This window comes from Vibrio sp. B7, assembly GCF_963888765.1.
Classification (GTDB): Bacteria; Pseudomonadota; Gammaproteobacteria; order Enterobacterales; family Vibrionaceae; genus Vibrio; species Vibrio anguillarum.
The window spans coordinates 103,997-121,871 of sequence record NZ_CAWPKR010000004.1; the positions used below are offsets into that span (position 1 = coordinate 103,997).

Below are 17,875 nucleotides of genomic sequence, written 5' to 3' on the forward strand. Positions count from 1 at the left end.
AGAAACACCTTGAACGAAGAGAAACGATGCAAGCTTAAGCTGATGTCGTCACAATGGAGAATAACGCAATGGTGAGAATTGCGATTGCAGGAGCGGCGGGTCGAATGGGCCGCAATTTGGTGAAAGCCACTTATCAAAATAACCATGCTCGAGTGGGTGCGGGCTCAGAGCGTCCTGAGTCCTCGTTGGTTGGTGTTGATATCGGTGAGTTATGCGGTGAAGGGCGATTTGATATCGCGTTGGTGGATAACCTAGAGAATGCCGTAGATAACTTCGATGTCATCATTGATTTTACAGCTCCTGTGAGCACCTTAGCCAATATTGAGTTATGTAAAAAACACGGTAAGAAGCTAGTGATTGGCACAACGGGCTTTTCTGAAGCAGAAAGAGCACAAATCAATGCTGCCGCACAACAGATTGCGATTGTCATGGCTCCTAACTACAGCGTTGGGGTTAACCTTGTTTTCAAATTGCTTGAAAAAGCGGCTAAAGTGATGGGTGATTACTGTGATATTGAGATCATTGAAGCCCACCATCGTCATAAAGTGGATGCTCCGTCAGGAACCGCAATTGGCATGGGAGAGGCGATTGCTAATGCTATGGGTAACCAACTGAGTGACGTTGCCGTCTATGCGCGAGAAGGTATTACCGGTGAACGTACTAAAAATGAGATTGGTTTTGCTACGATTCGTGCTGGCGATATCGTGGGTGAGCATACCGCGATGTTCGCTGATATCGGTGAACGTGTAGAAATCACCCATAAAGCGACGGATCGTATGACTTTTGCCAATGGTGCAGTGAGAGCGGCGGTTTGGCTTGCTGATAAACCTGCGGGTTTTTATAGCATGACTGACGTGTTAGGTTTGAACGATCTTTGATTACATAATTATGCGTCAGTGTTTGCTGGCGCATCTTTGTTACACCTCTTTTTACCGATTTAATTATCTCTCTTTATTTTCACTTTACTGACTTACTTTTGTTGTATTTTTAGTTGATATTGCTTTCTTTTGGTTTTAGATCTCTGAAATTGCACTTATTCTCTGCTTGATTAACGTTTGCGTGATTTTGTTTATCGTTGATTGTTTAAAATGCATCAAAGAGTTTCAGTTTGCTGATTCTAATTCCTCCATTCTCATTTTTTTACTCATCAAACCTATCTTTTTGCTGTCTTAGGTTCGCTTTTTATCTCTAACGCTTTAAATGTTGCTTTAATTTATTATGAAATGTTGACAGTAATCATGGTGGTCATTAGAATACCGCCAATTTGTCTAATTCACCCTATGGCGCGTCTCAATGGCCTTAAGGAAGACAAGTTTGCAGTTTAATTTATATTTTTTGCATTTTTATTCTGGAGGTTGTCTTGAGTAAGTCAGCACTGTTAGTCCTAGAAGATGGGACGGTGTTCCACGGTGTATCCATTGGCGCTGATGGAATATCCGTTGGTGAAGTCGTCTTTAATACCTCGATGACGGGGTACCAAGAAATCCTCACTGATCCTTCCTATTCTCAACAAATCGTTACTCTTACTTACCCCCACATAGGCAATACCGGAACCAATTCCGAAGACGAAGAATCCTCTTCTATCCATGCACAAGGCCTTGTGATTCGCGATCTCCCTCTTATCGCTTCTAACTTCCGTAATGAACTTTCCCTTTCTGACTACCTTAAATCACAAAATATTGTGGGCATTGCCGATATCGATACGCGCAAGCTAACGCGCATTTTGCGTGAAAAAGGAGCTCAGAATGGCTGCATTATGGCAGGTGACCATTTAGATGAAGCATTGGCGCTGGTAAAAGCCAAAGAGTTCCCCGGTTTAAAAGGAATGGATCTTGCGAAAGAAGTTACAACAAAAGAAGCGTACCAATGGAAACAAGGTTCGTGGACGCTCGAAGGTGGACTTCCTGAAGCGAAAGATGACAGCGAGTTGCCCTATCACGTTGTTGCCTACGATTTCGGTGCAAAGCGCAATATCCTCCGTATGTTGGTTGACCGAGGATGCCGCCTAACTGTGGTACCAGCACAAACCTCGGCTGAAGAAGTTCTAGCGCTGAAACCTGATGGTGTCTTTTTATCAAATGGCCCTGGCGACCCAGAACCATGTACTTATGCGATTGAAGCAACCAAAGTGTTCTTAGAGAAAGGACTGCCTATTTTTGGTATCTGTTTAGGACATCAAATTTTGGCATTGGCGTCTGGTGCAAAAACAGTAAAAATGAAATTTGGCCACCATGGCGCGAACCATCCAGTGAAAGATTTGGATCGTAATGTGGTGATGATTACGGCACAAAACCACGGTTTTGCTGCTGATGAAGCAACGCTGCCTATCACACTTCGTGCAACGCACAAATCGCTATTTGATGGTTCACTACAAGGAATTCACCGCACCGATAAGCCAGCCTTTAGCTTTCAGGGACACCCTGAAGCGAGTCCTGGCCCGCACGATGCCGCCCCTTTGTTTGACCATTTTATTGAACTAATTAAAAAGCACACAGCGTAATTCGGAGTAGTAGACAATGCCAAAACGTACTGACATTAAAAGTATTCTAATTCTAGGTGCTGGCCCGATTGTAATCGGTCAGGCTTGTGAGTTTGACTACTCTGGCGCTCAAGCATGTAAAGCCCTGCGTGAAGAGGGTTACCGAGTGATTTTGGTTAACTCGAACCCTGCCACTATCATGACTGACCCAGAGATGGCCGATGCGACTTATATTGAGCCTATCCATTGGGAAGTAGTGCGTAAAATCATCGAAAAAGAGCGCCCAGACGCGGTATTACCGACCATGGGTGGCCAAACTGCATTGAACTGTGCACTTGAACTGGAAAAGCATGGTGTTCTGGCTGAGTTTGGCGTTGAGATGATTGGCGCAACGGCTGATGCGATTGATAAAGCGGAAGATCGTTCTCGCTTTGATAAAGCGATGAAGTCAATCGGTTTAGCTTGTCCTCGCGCTGATACGGCAAAAACGATGGAAGAAGCTTACCGCGTTCAAGAGATGGTGGGTTTCCCTTGCATTATTCGCCCTTCATTTACCATGGGTGGAACCGGCGGCGGTATCGCTTACAACAAAGAAGAGTTTGAAGAGATCTGCCGCCGTGGCCTTGATCTTTCGCCAACCAACGAGTTGTTGATTGATGAATCACTCATCGGTTGGAAAGAGTACGAAATGGAAGTGGTTCGCGATAAAGCGGACAACTGCATCATAGTCTGTGCGATTGAAAACTTTGACCCAATGGGTATTCACACGGGTGACTCGATCACGGTAGCTCCTGCGCAAACGCTAACTGACAAAGAATATCAGATCATGCGTAACGCATCGCTAGCCGTACTGCGTGAAATCGGTGTGGAAACGGGGGGTTCGAACGTACAGTTTGGTATCAACCCGAAAGATGGCCGCATGGTGATCATCGAGATGAACCCACGTGTTTCTCGCTCTTCGGCTCTTGCATCGAAAGCGACGGGTTTCCCTATTGCCAAAGTTGCGGCCAAATTGGCGGTAGGTTTCACACTTGATGAGTTAATGAACGACATTACTGGTGGTGCAACCCCAGCGTCGTTTGAACCAACTATTGATTATGTTGTGACGAAAATCCCTCGCTTTAACTTCGAAAAATTTGCCGGTGCTAACGATCGCTTAACCACGCAAATGAAGTCGGTGGGCGAAGTGATGGCGATTGGTCGTAACCAACAAGAATCGCTGCAAAAAGCACTGCGTGGGCTGGAAATTGGCGTAAACGGCCTAGACGAAATGGTTGATTTAGACGCGCCAGATGCACTGACTAAAATTCGCCATGAGCTGAAAGAAGCGGGTGCTGAGCGTATTTGGTATATCGCAGATGCTTTCCGCGCTGGTTTGTCAGTGGATGGGGTCTTCAACCTGACTAACGTTGATCGCTGGTTCTTGGTACAAATCGAAGAACTGGTCAAAATGGAACAAGAAGTCAAAGCGGGTGGTTTTGCTGGCTTAAATGCGGATGTTCTACGCAAGATGAAGCGCAAAGGTTTTGCGGATGCGCGTCTCTCTTCACTGCTTGGCGTGGCTGAAAGTGAAATTCGTCGTATGCGTGACCAATATAATATTCATCCGGTTTACAAGCGTGTCGATACTTGCGCGGCGGAGTTTTCGTCTGATACGGCTTACATGTACTCCTCTTATGATGACGAATGTGAAGCACAACCGACCGATAGAGACAAAATCATGGTGCTCGGCGGTGGTCCAAACCGTATTGGTCAAGGTATCGAGTTTGATTACTGTTGTGTTCATGCCTCACTCGCGCTACGCGAAGATGGTTATGAAACCATCATGGTTAACTGTAACCCTGAAACGGTTTCAACAGACTATGACACTTCCGATCGCCTCTATTTTGAACCAGTGACACTCGAAGATGTATTGGCGATTGTTCGTGTTGAAAAACCTAAAGGCGTCATCGTGCAATACGGTGGTCAAACACCACTGAAATTGGCTCGTGCACTTGAAGCTGCTGGAGTGCCTATCATTGGTACTAGCCCAGATGCGATTGACCGCGCCGAAGATCGTGAGCGTTTCCAACAAGCGGTTGATCGTTTAGGTCTGCTGCAGCCAGAAAACGCAACAGTGACCACAATGGAACAGGCGATTGAAAAATCGAAAGACATCGGCTTCCCGCTGGTGGTACGCCCGTCTTACGTTCTTGGTGGCCGCGCGATGGAAATCGTCTATGACGAACAAGATCTGCGTCGTTACTTTAACGAAGCGGTCAGTGTGTCTAACGAATCCCCAGTACTGCTTGATCGCTTCCTCGATGATGCAATTGAAGTCGATATCGATGCGATTTGTGATGGTGAGCGTGTCGTCATTGGCGGCATCATGGAGCACATCGAACAAGCGGGTGTTCACTCTGGTGACTCAGCTTGCTCTCTACCGGCTTACACGTTAAGCCAAGAAATCCAAGATGTGATGCGTGAACAAGTTGAGAAGCTGGCGTTTGAATTAGGCGTTCGTGGTTTGATGAACACGCAGTTTGCGGTTAAAGATAATCAAGTGTACCTGATTGAAGTTAACCCTCGTGCCGCTCGTACTGTACCGTTTGTGTCAAAAGCAACGGGCGCACCGCTTGCCAAAATTGCCGCGCGCGTGATGGCAGGGCAGTCTCTAGAGTCACAAGGCTTTACTAAAGAGATCATTCCTCCTTACTACTCAGTGAAAGAAGTGGTTCTGCCATTTAATAAATTCCCTGGTGTTGACCCACTGCTTGGCCCTGAAATGCGTTCAACGGGTGAAGTGATGGGTGTGGGTGCAACGTTTGCTGAAGCTTATGCAAAAGCGGAATTAGGTTGCGGTAATGTTTATCCTGAAGGTGGCCGAGCTCTGCTCTCTGTACGTGAAGGTGATAAACAGCGTGTGGTTGATTTAGCGTCGAAACTGGTGAAATTAGGTTATCAGCTTGATGCTACCCACGGTACAGCTGTAATTTTAGGTGAAGCCGGTATTAACCCACGTTTGGTGAATAAAGTGCATGAAGGTCGCCCTCATATTCTTGACCGTATTAAGAATAATGAATACACCTACATCATTAATACAGCCGAGGGGCGTCAAGCGATTGAAGATTCTAAAGTTCTTCGTCGTGGAGCATTAGCACAAAAAGTCAACTACACCACAACACTGAATGCTGCCTTTGCAACCTGTATGTCTCATACGGCCGATGCGAAGTCATCAGTTACGTCAGTGCAAGAGTTACACGCGCAAGTGAAAGCACACTTAGCATAAGCGTTAAAAAATAATAAATCAGTAGGTCTAAGACCTACATGACAACCTCATTGCCCGCTGAATTAAGCGGGCTTTTTTTATTCGGCCGAATTGAATCGTTTTACCAATGAAGAAGAGATTTGGCCTAGAGGATAGCTTTTTAATTGATGAAAAATGGGAATGGGTTGTTGTCTTGGCTTTCGCTGTTTTCACCTTTTAAGTGGTGCTATTGTTGGTTTTTATTGTTCAATGCGTTGATAAGAAATGGAACTTTCACTGGAAGTATTAGGCCTGTTGTTTTTGGTTGCAGGGATTGCAGGGTTCATTGATGCGATGGCTGGCGGTGGCGGTTTGCTTACTTTGCCGGCTTTGCTGGCAGTAGGCGTGCCACCGACTCAAGCGCTGGCTACCAATAAGCTACAAAGCTCATTTGGCAGTTTCTCCGCCACTTGGTATTTTGTACGCAATGGCATTGTGAACCTAAAAGAGATGAAGTTGGCGATAGCTTGTACTTTTATCGGCGCTGCGTGTGGGGCTGAACTTGTGCAGCATATGGATGCCAGTTTGTTGACCAGCTTAATCCCGCTGTTGCTGATCGGCATTTCACTTTATTTTCTACTTGCACCCGCGACGAAAACCCACAATGGGTCTGCTCCATTGTCTGAAACGGCTTTTGCTTTTACGGTCGGTTTTGGTATCGGCTTTTATGATGGTTTTTTCGGTCCGGGCACCGGGTCTATTTTTACGGTCTGTTTTGTCGTGTTAGGTCATTTTTCGTTGATTGAAGCGACTGCAAGAACCAAGGTTCTCAACTTCACTTCAAACATTGCTGCGCTGCTTTTTTTTGTTATTGCTGGCTTGCCGATTTGGAAGATAGGGCTGGTGATGGCCGTCGGTGGTTTTTTAGGGGCGAGAATGGGCGCAAAGATAGTGGTGACTAAAGGGCAGAAATGGATCCGCCCATTAGTTATTGTGATGTCGATGTTAATGGCAATAAAACTTCTTTGGCAACAGCATCAGCAATGGTTGTTATCAATCTTTTGACCCTTGGCGAGCGATAACTATTGCTGCGCAGACAGAGATGAACAGGTCGAACTAAAGATTGCAGTTCATCAAAATCAAAGTAATAGCGAGGTTCAATGTTCAGCGCTTTAATCACTGAAAGTGGTACTAAAGCAGGCGTCATGCCTCCTAATGCCAATTGTGCTGCGGCCGTATACGAATCCATTTCCATCTGCGGCGTGATGGCGAGTTTCGCCAATATATCGACTTGATAGGCGTTCGCTGGGTTGGATAAATCATTGGTAACGAGCTGTTTAGGTAACGAAGATAAGGGTGTTTGGCTGACAATGTAAAAGGGTTCATCTACCAGATGAAACGTCATTAGCCCATGATTAACGGGTAAGTAGCCTGCGCAAAATCCTAATGTCGCTTTGCCTGATTGAACGTGCTGAACAATCCTCGGCGTATGGTTCGTGGTGATGGTGATGAACTTATCGTGCTTGAGGTACTGCCCCATGGTGGTATTAATATAGCCAGCGACTAACGTTTCTGAGCAGTCTATCCTGATCAGTGTGGCATCCGTAAAAGATTGCTGATCGAAAATTAAACCGCATAACTCACTAAAGCTTGGGCCAATAGTTTCAACCAAGGCCTGTGCATCTGTGGTTAATTTAATCTGTCGGCCATCAGGCTCAATCAGCTTTTTACCGACCCTTTTTTCTAAATTAGCAATCCGCTTACTAACGGCGGACTGGCTAATGTAGAGTAGGCTGCCCGTACGCCCCATGGTTTTTTCTTTGCTCAGCACCAGCAAAGTTTCGATACCTTCTAGCAACATAATTAATGACGATGAGGAATAGATTAGCTCATCTTATCGCAAAGCGACCATAACCCATAGCGTCTGTACATGTTACTGTTTGCGGTTTTGATGAGATCGGCTTTATTTATTCAGTGCAAAAGTGGGCAGTGATAAGTGCCAGCGGATCGCGCCAAGTCGAATGATCAAGGTTGAGGCGACTCCGGCCAGAAAGGCGCTTGAGCTATCGTAGTCCATCGCCAGTGCTGTGGTATGAAACAGACCGCCGATGATACAAGCTGTAGCATAGACTTCGCTGCGTAGCACCATTGGAATCTCACGGGCCAGTACATCACGAATAATACCGCCGCCACAGCCAGTAATAACGCCCATGATTACCGCAACCATGGCCGAGTCTTGATAGTTCATCGCCTTTTCAACACCAATGCCAACAAACACGGCTAAACCGATTGCATCACAAACGGGTAAGATCCACCAAGCAACGCGTTTAGGCCTGCGAACCAGCAGCATGGTGAGTAAACAAGTGATGAAAATGACCCAAAGATAAGTGGTGTCTTTTATCCAGAAGACTGGCGTCGCACCCAATGCCATATCACGAATTGTTCCACCGCCAATTGCAGTAACGCTCGCAAGCACGACCACGCCAAACGGGTCCATTTTTAATCGACCAGCTAATAATACGCCAGAAATGGCAAAGATAGCTGTACCAAATAAGTCAATAAGATAGAGCAGCATGGAGTCCATGTTACTGGGTTCTCTTTAGTCGTTAATGGAACAAAATTCGGGCAGGAATTGTACGAGATTTTATTACGCAAGCGTTAGCGTTTTTGGCGAACGACGGAAAAGTACTCACACACTTCTTCTATCGCTTGCAGTGTTCTGGGCGTTGGTCGATTTAACCAATCTGAGGTCAGTGCCCACACAAACCCGTTTTGTACAGCGGGTAGTTGCTGTTGCCACTTTTGCCACATCGTGCCATTTTTTATCGCATGTTCAGAGGTGAAAATCACATCAGGTTTAGCCAGCAGCACTTGCTCAATCCCAACTTGAGGGTAGGGGGATGCGCTGTTGGCAAAAATATTTTCGCCGCCACAAAATTCAAAGACCTCACTGGGCCAACTGCCTTTGGCCAGTGTGATGATCGGTTTTTCACTGAGTTGATAGAAATAACGAACTTTACTTTGGCTGCCATAACTCTGTTTCAGAGTGATGAGTGATTGACGAAAATCACGCGCCGCTTGCTGGCCGATACTCGGATCATCGGCAAATTGGCTAAGTGCTTCAATATTATTGGCAATGTCATCGAGTTTTTGAGTTTTTGTCGTATAAATCCTCAGCCCTAACTGCTCTAATTTATCGAGCTCCTTCGCCGGATTGCCCGCAGGCCAAGCAATCACTAAATCCGGTTTTAGGGTAAGAATGCGCTCTATATTCAACCCTTGGTAATTGGCCACTTTTTCGAGTTTGAGTGCTTGTGCTGGGTAGTCACTGTACTCGCTGACGGCCACCAATTTATCACCAAGGCCAGCCGAAAAGGCCAATTCCGTGGCATGAGGGGCTAAGCTAATGATGCGTTTAACTTGCGCTTGAACTGGAAAAGCTACGCACAGCGTGACGACAATATTGAGAAACAGTAAACGCATCTAAAATCCTTGATGGACGAGCAGCAGTATCGCGCTCTCTAATGCTATCCACGCGAAAATACGCCAAGCTAACAGTTTTTGGATTTGCGCAAGGTGGAAGGCTGATGGGGCGATACGTCCGCCTATTTTTACGCGCAGGGCTTTTTTATCACCGTAGATAGCTGGGCCACCTAAGGCCAGTGATAGTTTATTGCCGACGGCGGTTAACAGCCATGCAGGCCCCGGGAGTGGCCATAAGCGGCTTTGTTGTAACATGGCTGAGAAGGTGTTTGATGCGTTGCGACCAATGATAATCAATAGGCTAAATAGGCGCAGTGGCACAAAGTCAAGCACAGCCAGCAAGCGTACCGATGGAATACCAAAAGGATGAAACGCCGCTCGCGAAGGCGCCCAAGCTCTGGCGAGTTCAGCGATGAGACGGTACATCAACGCGCCAATACCGCCAAAACAGGCGTACCAAAATAGCACTGCAATCACGTTGCGCCCATAGCCAACAATGACGGTTTCAGCCCCCGCCTTACCTAACCCCAGCGCAGACAAGCTATCGGTTTCACGATTCACAAAAGGGGCAAGCACGCTGCGAGCGTATTTTTTGTCTTCTTTGCTGAGTGCGCCGATAAGCTGATTGGCTAATAATTCTTGGCTACGCCAATCAAATGCGAGTAATAGTAGCGCTAAATCAAATAGTTGAGGTTGCCATACCAAAGGTTTTAACGCGACTAAGGTGACCCATGCGGGTAGGCACATCAATAGCCAAGCCAGTGTGCCGGAAAGTAGGCTTTGTGAATAACTGCTACTGGTATTGACTTTATCCGCTAATATTTCCGCAAATTTTCGCCACAAAGTGACGGGATGAGCGTTACGCGGGATGGGTAAAATAAGATGAAAGGCAACCGCTCCCCACATAACGAGGAGCGTACCGTTGGCATACAAGTAGGTGATTAACTCGTCCATGTTGAGTCGGTCACTGCTTACTTAAGCAGTTCGATCATCTTAATCACCATTTCTGATGAGCTTTGTGCGGCAAGCGGTAAAAATTCATCAAAGGACATCGGCGACGCTTTATCGGCTACATCTGAAATGGCGCGAACGACCACAAAAGGCACTTTGAATTGGTGGCAAGTTTGTGCAATTGCTGAAGCTTCCATCTCAACGGCAATCACGGTTGGGAAGTGTTGGCGAATAAAGCTTTGACGCTCAGCGGTACAAACGAAAGCATCCCCGGTACAAATCAGGCCGCGTACCGCGTGCTTATCTTTGATGTGTGTGAGTGCTTGTTCTGCAACGCGGATCAATGCATCATCCGCTTTGAAAGCGGCTGGTTGACCTGCCATTTGCCCCATTTCATAGCCAAATGCTGTTACATCGGCATCATGGTGACGAACTTCGCTTGAAATGACTACATCACCCATGGTTAAGCTTGAATCAAAACCACCTGCAGAACCGGTGTTAATCACTACATCTGGTTGGTATTCATTAAGTAAAATAGTGGTGCCAATGGCTGCGGCGACTTTACCAATGCCAGATTGTAGCAGCACCACATCCACCCCATGGATTTGACCTGAAAAATAGGTGCAGCCCGCTTTGCTGACTTCTTGAACATTGTCGATTGCGTTTTTTAATATCGCGACTTCTTGCTCCATCGCGCCAATAATGCCGATTTTCATGAGGTTTCTCTTATTCGGTTAGTAGTAAATATTCGTTTAATAGTAAATATCTGGTGAATATGCCCTTCCTACTTGAGGCCGCAGCGGTGTTGGCTACGTTCGCTCACCCCAATCACATAGTTTGCCTATGCTCATGGGGACTCACTCACTTGCCGCCTACCTGTAACTCCAAGTTGTTTGGGTATAGCAAAATTGGCCGAAGTTTAGCACGAAACTTTCCGCCAGTGCGATATTGAGCAACTATTCAATCAAGCCTGCTTTGGTGAGGTTTTCTCGCAGTGTTTCTGCTCGCTTACGATTGACGCCCATATCTGAATAACCAATGCGCGATTCAGATCGTACGATTAAACGCCCGTTCTCTATCTTAAGTTCAAGATCATCCACAAATCGCCAAATACGACTGGTGCATTCAATGCGGAGATAATTGTCCTCTTTCACCGCCGTTTTAGAGCGAGGAATAGAAAGCGCAACCGCTTCAATTTTATCTAAAGAGACGCCTGTTTTGAGGATAAAGGGAGAGAGCGAGAACGCGTTACGCTCATCTTGAGTCGAAACGCAATTCGGTTTATTTCCGCAAGGGGTCGCAGTGCGATCGGTCATAGTTGTCACTCCTTGGCTGCAAGCGGTTAGTGTGGCAAACATCAGTAAACTTAGTACTACGCGCATGATAGTCCTTATCAAATGAATCCTCATTACCAATCGTCAAAATACAAACGAGCTGCAGTGTCGATGGCTGAAGGAAAATGGCCTAAGAAAAAAGGATTCACGTTACCATGAATCCTTCAAGGATATTAAGCAGTTAAGGCTTAAAGACCTAAGTAGTCAAGTATTCCTTCTGCGGCTTTGCGCCCTTCGTCAATGGCCGTGACGACCAGATCGGAGCCGCGTACGGCATCCCCACCAGCAAAAATTTTTTCATTACTGGTTTGGTACTGGAACGATTGCTGCGACGCGGCCTTAATGCGTCCCCATTGATCAAGTTCAACACCGAATGGCTCAAGCCATGGCATGGCATGTGGCTGAAAACCAAACGCCATAATAACGGCATCGGCTGCCAACACATGTTCGCTACCCGCAACGGGCTCGGGCTTGCGACGCCCAGCGGCGTCAGGCTCCCCTAAAGCGGTTTGCACCACTTTAACGCCACTCACTTGGCCTTGTTCATTGACCTCAATGGCGAGCGGTTGCAGGTTGAACATAAATTCTACGCCTTCTTCTTTGGCATTTTTCACTTCTCGGCGCGAACCCGGCATGTTCTCTTCATCGCGTCGGTAGGCACAAATCACTTTGGCGGCATGTTGGCGAATGGAAGTACGCACGCAATCCATCGCAGTGTCTCCGCCTCCAAGTACCACGACTTTTTTGCCCGCCATATCAATAAATGGTTGGGGTGATTCCAAACCCATCACTTTATAAGTATTTGACACTAAGAAGGGTAGAGCATCGTAAACACCGTTTGCTTCTTCATTTTCTAGCCCTGCGCGCATGTTTTGGTAAGTCCCGACACCGAGAAAAACGGCATCATATTCATTAAGCAGCGTCTGCAGTGTGATGTCTTTACCTACTTCGATGTTGAGCTGAAATTCGACGCCCATCTCACTGAAAATGCGGCGGCGGTTTTCCATTACGCCTTTTTCAAGTTTGAAAGAGGGAATACCAAAGGTTAGCAAACCACCAATTTCAGGATAGCGATCAAACACCACAGGCTTCACCCCGTTGCGCACTAAAATATCGGCTGCGGCTAGGCCTGCTGGGCCTGCACCAATGATCGCCACTTTCTTATCCGTCCACTCCACGTGTGACATGTCTGGTTTCCAGCCCATCTCAAACGCTTTGTCGTTAATGTATTTTTCGATGTTACCTATGGTGACCGCACCAAAGTCATTGTTTAGGGTACAAGAACCTTCACAGAGGCGATCTTGTGGGCAGACTCGCCCACAGACTTCGGGCAAGCTGTTGGTTTGGTGCGATAGTTCAGCTGCTTCAATAATGCGCCCTTCGTTGGCCAGTTTTAGCCATTGCGGAATGTAGTTGTGTACTGGGCATTTCCATTCGCAGTAAGGGTTGCCGCAATCTAAGCAGCGATCCGCTTGAGCGGTCGCTTGCTGTTTGGTAAAGGGTTCGTAGATTTCGACGAACTCGATTTTGCGAATAGTGAGCGGCTTTTTTGCCGGATCAACTCGATTCACATCAATAAATTGGTATACGTTCTGGCTCATTAATCTGGCTCCTTCCAATTATTGCGCTTGAACGCGAAGTTCGGCGGCACTGCGGCTTTGATGGCCGAGTAGGGTTTGCAGATCCGCCGCTTGGGGTTTGATGAGATAGAACTTTGGAATCCATTCATCAAAGTTCGCTAAGATCTGTTCAGCATGCACCGACCCCGTCTCTTCCAAATGCTCGGCAATTAAACCACGTAAATGTTCTTGGTGAATGTAGAGATCTTGCAATGAAATAGCCTCTACTGATTCACTGTTGACTCGACCTTGGAAATCACCGTTTTCATCCATCACGTAAGCAAAGCCGCCCGTCATACCCGCGCCAAAGTTAACGCCTGTTGCACCCAAAATGGCGACGATTCCGCCTGTCATGTATTCGCAAGCGTTATCACCAGCGCCTTCGATAACCGTGATAGTGCCAGAGTTACGCACACCAAAACGCTCTCCCGCTTTGCCAGCCGCAAACAGCTTGCCGCCCGTTGCGCCATATAAACAGGTGTTGCCGATGATCGTAGCGTCGTTGCAGTTAAAAGCGGTACCAAGGTGGGGTTTGATGACCAGCTTTCCGCCTGCCATCCCTTTACCAACATAGTCATTGGCATCACCAGTAAGGTAAAGCTCAACACCACCCGCGTTCCATACACCAAATGACTGACCTGCTGTGCCATCGAGATAAATTTTAATCGGCGAGGCGGCCACGCCTTGGTTACCATAACGTTTGGCGATTTCACCAGATAGGCGAGCACCGAGCGAGCGGTCAGTATTTTGTACGTTGTAATACAAGCTGATCGATTGTTGTGCTTCAACTGCCGCTAAAGCGTCATCGACAAATTGTTGGTTAAGTTGTCCTTTATCAAACGGTGTATTGGGTTGAGTCCAGTAAAGCGGATGACCCTGAGCGGATACTGGCGCTTCCAATAAACCGGATAAGTCCAATTTGCTTTGTTTGGCGGTCATCCCTTCAAGTACTTCTAGTAAATCGGTGCGGCCAATCAGATCGGTGAGCTTTTCAACGCCCAACTGCGCCAAGTAACCACGGACTTCGTCGGCAAGACCGATGAAATAGTTCATCACCATCTCAGGTAAGCCTTTGAAATACTCTTTACGCAGCGTTTCATCTTGCGTTGCTACGCCTGTCGCACAGTTATTAAGGTGGCAAATCCGTAAGAATTTACAGCCCATCGCGACCATAGGAGCTGTGCCAAAACCGAAGCTTTCGGCACCTAAAATCGCGCCTTTAATCACGTCCAATCCTGTTTTTAGACCACCGTCAACTTGAAGTCGAATTTTGTGGCGCAGGCCGTTTGCGACTAACGCTTGTTGGGTTTCAGCAAGGCCGAGTTCCCAAGGGCTACCAGCGTATTTTACCGAGGTGAGTGGGCTAGCCGCTGTACCGCCGTCATAACCGGAAATAGTGATAAGGTCGGCGTAGGCTTTGGCAACGCCAGTGGCAATGGTACCAACGCCCGGCTCTGAAACCAATTTGACCGAAACCAAAGCTTTTGGGTTAACTTGTTTGAGATCGAAAATCAGCTGGGCTAAATCTTCAATCGAATAAATATCGTGGTGCGGCGGTGGCGAAATTAAGGTTACGCCTTGTACTGAATAGCGCAACTTGGCAATTTCTGCGGTCACTTTATGGCCGGGAAGTTGGCCACCTTCACCCGGCTTAGCTCCTTGCGCCACTTTAATTTGCAGTACGTCAGCATTGGTGAGGTAATGCGGAGTCACGCCAAAACGCCCTGATGCGACCTGCTTAATACGGGAGTTACGTTCAGTGCCAAAACGGCGTGGATCTTCTCCACCTTCACCAGAGTTGGAGTAGCCGCCTAAGCGGTTCATTGCGGTCGCTAACGCTTCATGGGCTTCTGGGCTTAAGGCGCCAATCGACATCGCCGCAGAATCAAAACGTTTAAATAGCTCCGTACTGGGTTCAATTTTTTCCAGTGCTAGCGGTGTCGCTGATTTTTTTAAGCGCAGTAAATCGCGTAGCATCGCGACGGGGCGTGCGTTGACCTGCTGGGCAAAGCTTTGGTAATCGGCGCTTTCACCTGATTTAACTGCGGCTTGTAAGGTGCCAACCACATCTGGGTTATAGGCATGGTATTCACCACCATGCACGTATTTTAATAAGCCACCTTGTTCGAGCGTTTTACGTTTGGTCCACGCTTTGCGCGCTAAATTAAATAGATCTTGTTGGAAGTCTTCGAAGTTAGCACCTTGAATGCGCGTGGTGACGCCTTTAAAACACAACTGAACTACGTCGCTATGTAGGCCAACCGCTTCAAACAGCTGCGAGCAGCGATAAGAGGCAACGGTTGAAATTCCCATTTTCGACATGATTTTCAATAAACCTTTGTCGATACCGTACCGGTAGTTTTGCATCACCTCGCGATAGCTTTTTTCCAACGTGCCATCATCAATCATTTTGCCGAGCGTTTCGTAGGCCAAGTAAGGGTAGACGGCGGTTGCGCCAAAGCCGATTAAGACTGCAAATTGATGAGGGTCACGTGCGGTGGCGGTTTCGATAATGATGTTTGCATCGCAGCGTAAATTGGCTTCGACTAAGCGAGTGTGTACTGCGCCCACTGCCATTGCCGCTGGGATCGGCAGTTTATCCTTATGCAAAGCGCGGTCAGACAATACGATCAATACCGATCCTTGGCGTACGGCCTCCTCTGCTTGTTGGCAAAGTTCGAGCAAAGCTTGCTTGAGATCCTTATGCTGTGGATCGTAATTGATGTCTAAAATGGTATTGCGATAGTGTTTGTCGCTGAGCTCCAATAGCTGTTGCATGTCGGAATAGAGCAAGATAGGTGAATCAAAGGTAACACGATAAGCGTGACCATCGGTTTCACAGAACACGTTCATCTCTTGGCCGATGCTGGTGGCTAGTGACATCACGTGCTTTTCACGCAGTGGATCGATAGGCGGGTTCGTAACTTGGGCAAATTTTTGGCGGAAATAATCGGTAACCAAGCGCTCTTTCGAAGAGAGCACCGCCATCGGCGTATCATCACCCATTGATCCCACCGCTTCTTGGCCTACATCTCCCAGTACGCGCAGTACTTGATCAATCTCTTCGTTGCTCATTGCAAACTGTTTTTGATAGGTTTTCAGCTCGTCATTGTCAAAGCTGCGCTCGCCCACCAAATCGTCACTGAGTTCAGAAAATGGCGTTAATCGGTGGACGTTATTTTTCATCCACTCGCCATAAGGGTGGCGGCTTTTGAGATCGTTATCAATTTCACTAGATTGCCACAATTTCCCATGACGGGTGTCGATCACCAGCAGTTCACCGGGCCCAACGCGGCCTTTTTCAGCCACTTCATCGGGCGCGTAATCCCAAATTCCGACTTCAGAGGCGAGGGTGATGAGTTTATCTTTGGTGATCACATAACGCGCAGGGCGAAGGCCATTGCGATCAAGGTTACAAGCAGCATAACGGCCATCCGATAACACAATGCCAGCTGGGCCATCCCATGGCTCCATGTGTTTTGAGTTAAAGTCGTAAAAGGCACGAAGGTCTGGGTCCATATCAGGGTGATTTTGCCACGCCGGCGGCACTAACATACGCATGGCACGGAAAATATCCATTCCCCCCGCTAAAAACAGATCGAGCATGTTGTCTAAGCTTGATGAATCGGAACCAGTTTCATTGACAAATGGCGCGGCGGTTTGCAGATCCGGTAGTAGGGGAGAGGCAAATTTGTAAGCCCGTGCTCGCGCCCATTGACGGTTCCCTTCGATAGTATTGATTTCACCATTGTGCGCTAAGTAGCGGAACGGCTGTGCCAGTGGCCAACGTGGCTGAGTATTGGTTGAAAAGCGCTGGTGGAACAAGCAAATGGCTGATTCCATCCGTAGATCAGCTAGGTCAAGATAAAAGCGCGGTAAGTCAGCAGGCATGCACAAGCCTTTGTAAACAATGACTTGAGTCGATAGTGAGCAAATATAGAAATCACGATCTTCGGTGATCTGTTTTTCAATGCGACGGCGAGCAATGTAAAGGCGTCGTTCAATGTCTCGTTCACGCCAACCAGCGGGAGCACTAATAAAGACTTGTTGAATATCAGGCACAGATTCGGCAGCAATAGGGCCAAGTACAGCTTGGTTCGTTGGTACGGTTCGCCAACCTGTCACTGTGAGTGTTTCTTGCGCCAGTTCTTTGTTGATAATATCGCGCGCTGATTGCGCTTTGACCGGATCTTGGCTGAAGAAAATCATACCAATCGCATACTGTTTGGCGAGCTTCCAGCCTTTTTCTTCAGCGATGAGCCGTAGGTAACTATCTGGTTTTTGTAGTAATAGACCACAGCCATCACCGGTTTTACCATCGGCTGCGATGCCGCCACGGTGGGTCATGCGATCTAATGCTGAAATCGCGGTTCTGACTAATTTATGGCTGGTTTGGCCTTCCATGTGGGCGATCAAACCAAATCCACAGTTGTCTTTCTCTAAACTTGGATCATATAGAGCCATTGCAATTCTCCCTTTGCTTCTCTGTCATCCAGACAGTAAATGACTAACTATTCTATTTTTGTTGTTTTAAGTGGGTAATTATGCGTTCACTCTCAATTTAAATTTTAACAAAAATGATTATTTTAATTTTCACTGACTTCACAACCTATAGCTTATGGTGCAAAAGGTCAAGTTGTTGGTGAAAAATCATGTTGCAATGGGATTTACCACCTAATCATCTAGATTAATATAATATATTCAATGAGATAGAATTTTTGTTGTTACAGTTTGTTAACGTGGGTAATCTCATGGAATAAGAATTAGCCATAAAAAAGGCCAG

Annotated in this window: 12 protein-coding genes; 4 read left to right on the forward strand and 8 right to left on the reverse strand. The window is 47.1% G+C overall.

Features of this window, described 5'->3' with window-relative positions:
• Positions 1 to 68: 68 nt before the first annotated feature.
• From dapB to AACV32_RS02910, 4 genes are all read left to right on the forward strand, one after another.
• On the forward strand, positions 69 to 878 hold the full coding sequence (gene dapB / locus AACV32_RS02895) for a 4-hydroxy-tetrahydrodipicolinate reductase (RefSeq protein WP_026027267.1): 810 nt from the start codon (positions 69 to 71) through the stop codon (positions 876 to 878).
• Between the two features lie 482 nt (positions 879 to 1,360).
• Entirely contained in the window at positions 1,361 to 2,500 is a 1,140-nt protein-coding gene (gene carA, locus AACV32_RS02900) for a glutamine-hydrolyzing carbamoyl-phosphate synthase small subunit (protein WP_017047461.1), read from the forward strand.
• Between the two features lie 16 nt (positions 2,501 to 2,516).
• Positions 2,517 to 5,747 carry a carbamoyl-phosphate synthase large subunit gene (gene carB / locus AACV32_RS02905; protein ID WP_017046523.1) on the forward strand — a complete coding sequence of 1,077 codons (3,231 nt, stop codon included), beginning with the start codon at positions 2,517 to 2,519 and terminating at the stop codon, positions 5,745 to 5,747.
• Positions 5,748 to 5,990: 243 nt separating this feature from the next.
• A complete protein-coding gene (locus tag AACV32_RS02910; RefSeq protein WP_170895627.1) occupies positions 5,991 to 6,770 on the forward strand; it encodes a TSUP family transporter in 780 nt (259 codons plus the stop codon).
• On the opposite strand, the gene AACV32_RS02915 is transcribed toward AACV32_RS02910, so the two are convergent.
• From AACV32_RS02915 to gltB, 8 genes are all read right to left on the reverse strand, one after another.
• Positions 6,694 to 7,566, reverse strand: coding sequence for a LysR family transcriptional regulator (locus AACV32_RS02915; protein WP_017046525.1), 873 nt, complete (start codon positions 7,564 to 7,566; stop codon positions 6,694 to 6,696). The genes AACV32_RS02910 and AACV32_RS02915 overlap by 77 nt on opposite strands.
• 102 nt (positions 7,567 to 7,668) lie before the next feature.
• Positions 7,669 to 8,289: a TRIC cation channel family protein gene (locus AACV32_RS02920; protein ID WP_017046526.1), complete on the reverse strand. Its 621-nt coding sequence runs from the start codon at positions 8,287 to 8,289 to the stop codon at positions 7,669 to 7,671.
• Positions 8,290 to 8,363: 74 nt separating this feature from the next.
• The gene (btuF, locus tag AACV32_RS02925) at positions 8,364 to 9,188 is read right to left on the reverse strand and encodes a vitamin B12 ABC transporter substrate-binding protein BtuF (protein WP_017046527.1); all 825 of its coding nucleotides are present in this window, start codon (positions 9,186 to 9,188) and stop codon (positions 8,364 to 8,366) included.
• Entirely contained in the window at positions 9,189 to 10,142 is a 954-nt protein-coding gene (locus AACV32_RS02930; RefSeq protein ID WP_017046528.1) for a cobalamin biosynthesis family protein, read from the reverse strand. It lies immediately after the preceding gene.
• 17 nt (positions 10,143 to 10,159) lie between these two features.
• Positions 10,160 to 10,855 carry a 5'-methylthioadenosine/S-adenosylhomocysteine nucleosidase gene (gene mtnN / locus AACV32_RS02935; RefSeq protein WP_170895628.1) on the reverse strand — a complete coding sequence of 232 codons (696 nt, stop codon included), beginning with the start codon at positions 10,853 to 10,855 and terminating at the stop codon, positions 10,160 to 10,162.
• Between the two features lie 240 nt (positions 10,856 to 11,095).
• Entirely contained in the window at positions 11,096 to 11,521 is a 426-nt protein-coding gene (locus AACV32_RS02940; protein ID WP_081244961.1) for a DUF1499 domain-containing protein, read from the reverse strand.
• Between the two features lie 140 nt (positions 11,522 to 11,661).
• Complete coding sequence (locus AACV32_RS02945; protein WP_026027954.1) at positions 11,662 to 13,074, reverse strand: FAD-dependent oxidoreductase; 1,413 nt, start codon at positions 13,072 to 13,074, stop codon at positions 11,662 to 11,664.
• 18 nt (positions 13,075 to 13,092) lie between these two features.
• On the reverse strand, positions 13,093 to 17,556 hold the full coding sequence (gltB, locus tag AACV32_RS02950; protein ID WP_094148031.1) for a glutamate synthase large subunit: 4,464 nt from the start codon (positions 17,554 to 17,556) through the stop codon (positions 13,093 to 13,095).
• Positions 17,557 to 17,875 lie beyond the last annotated feature (319 nt).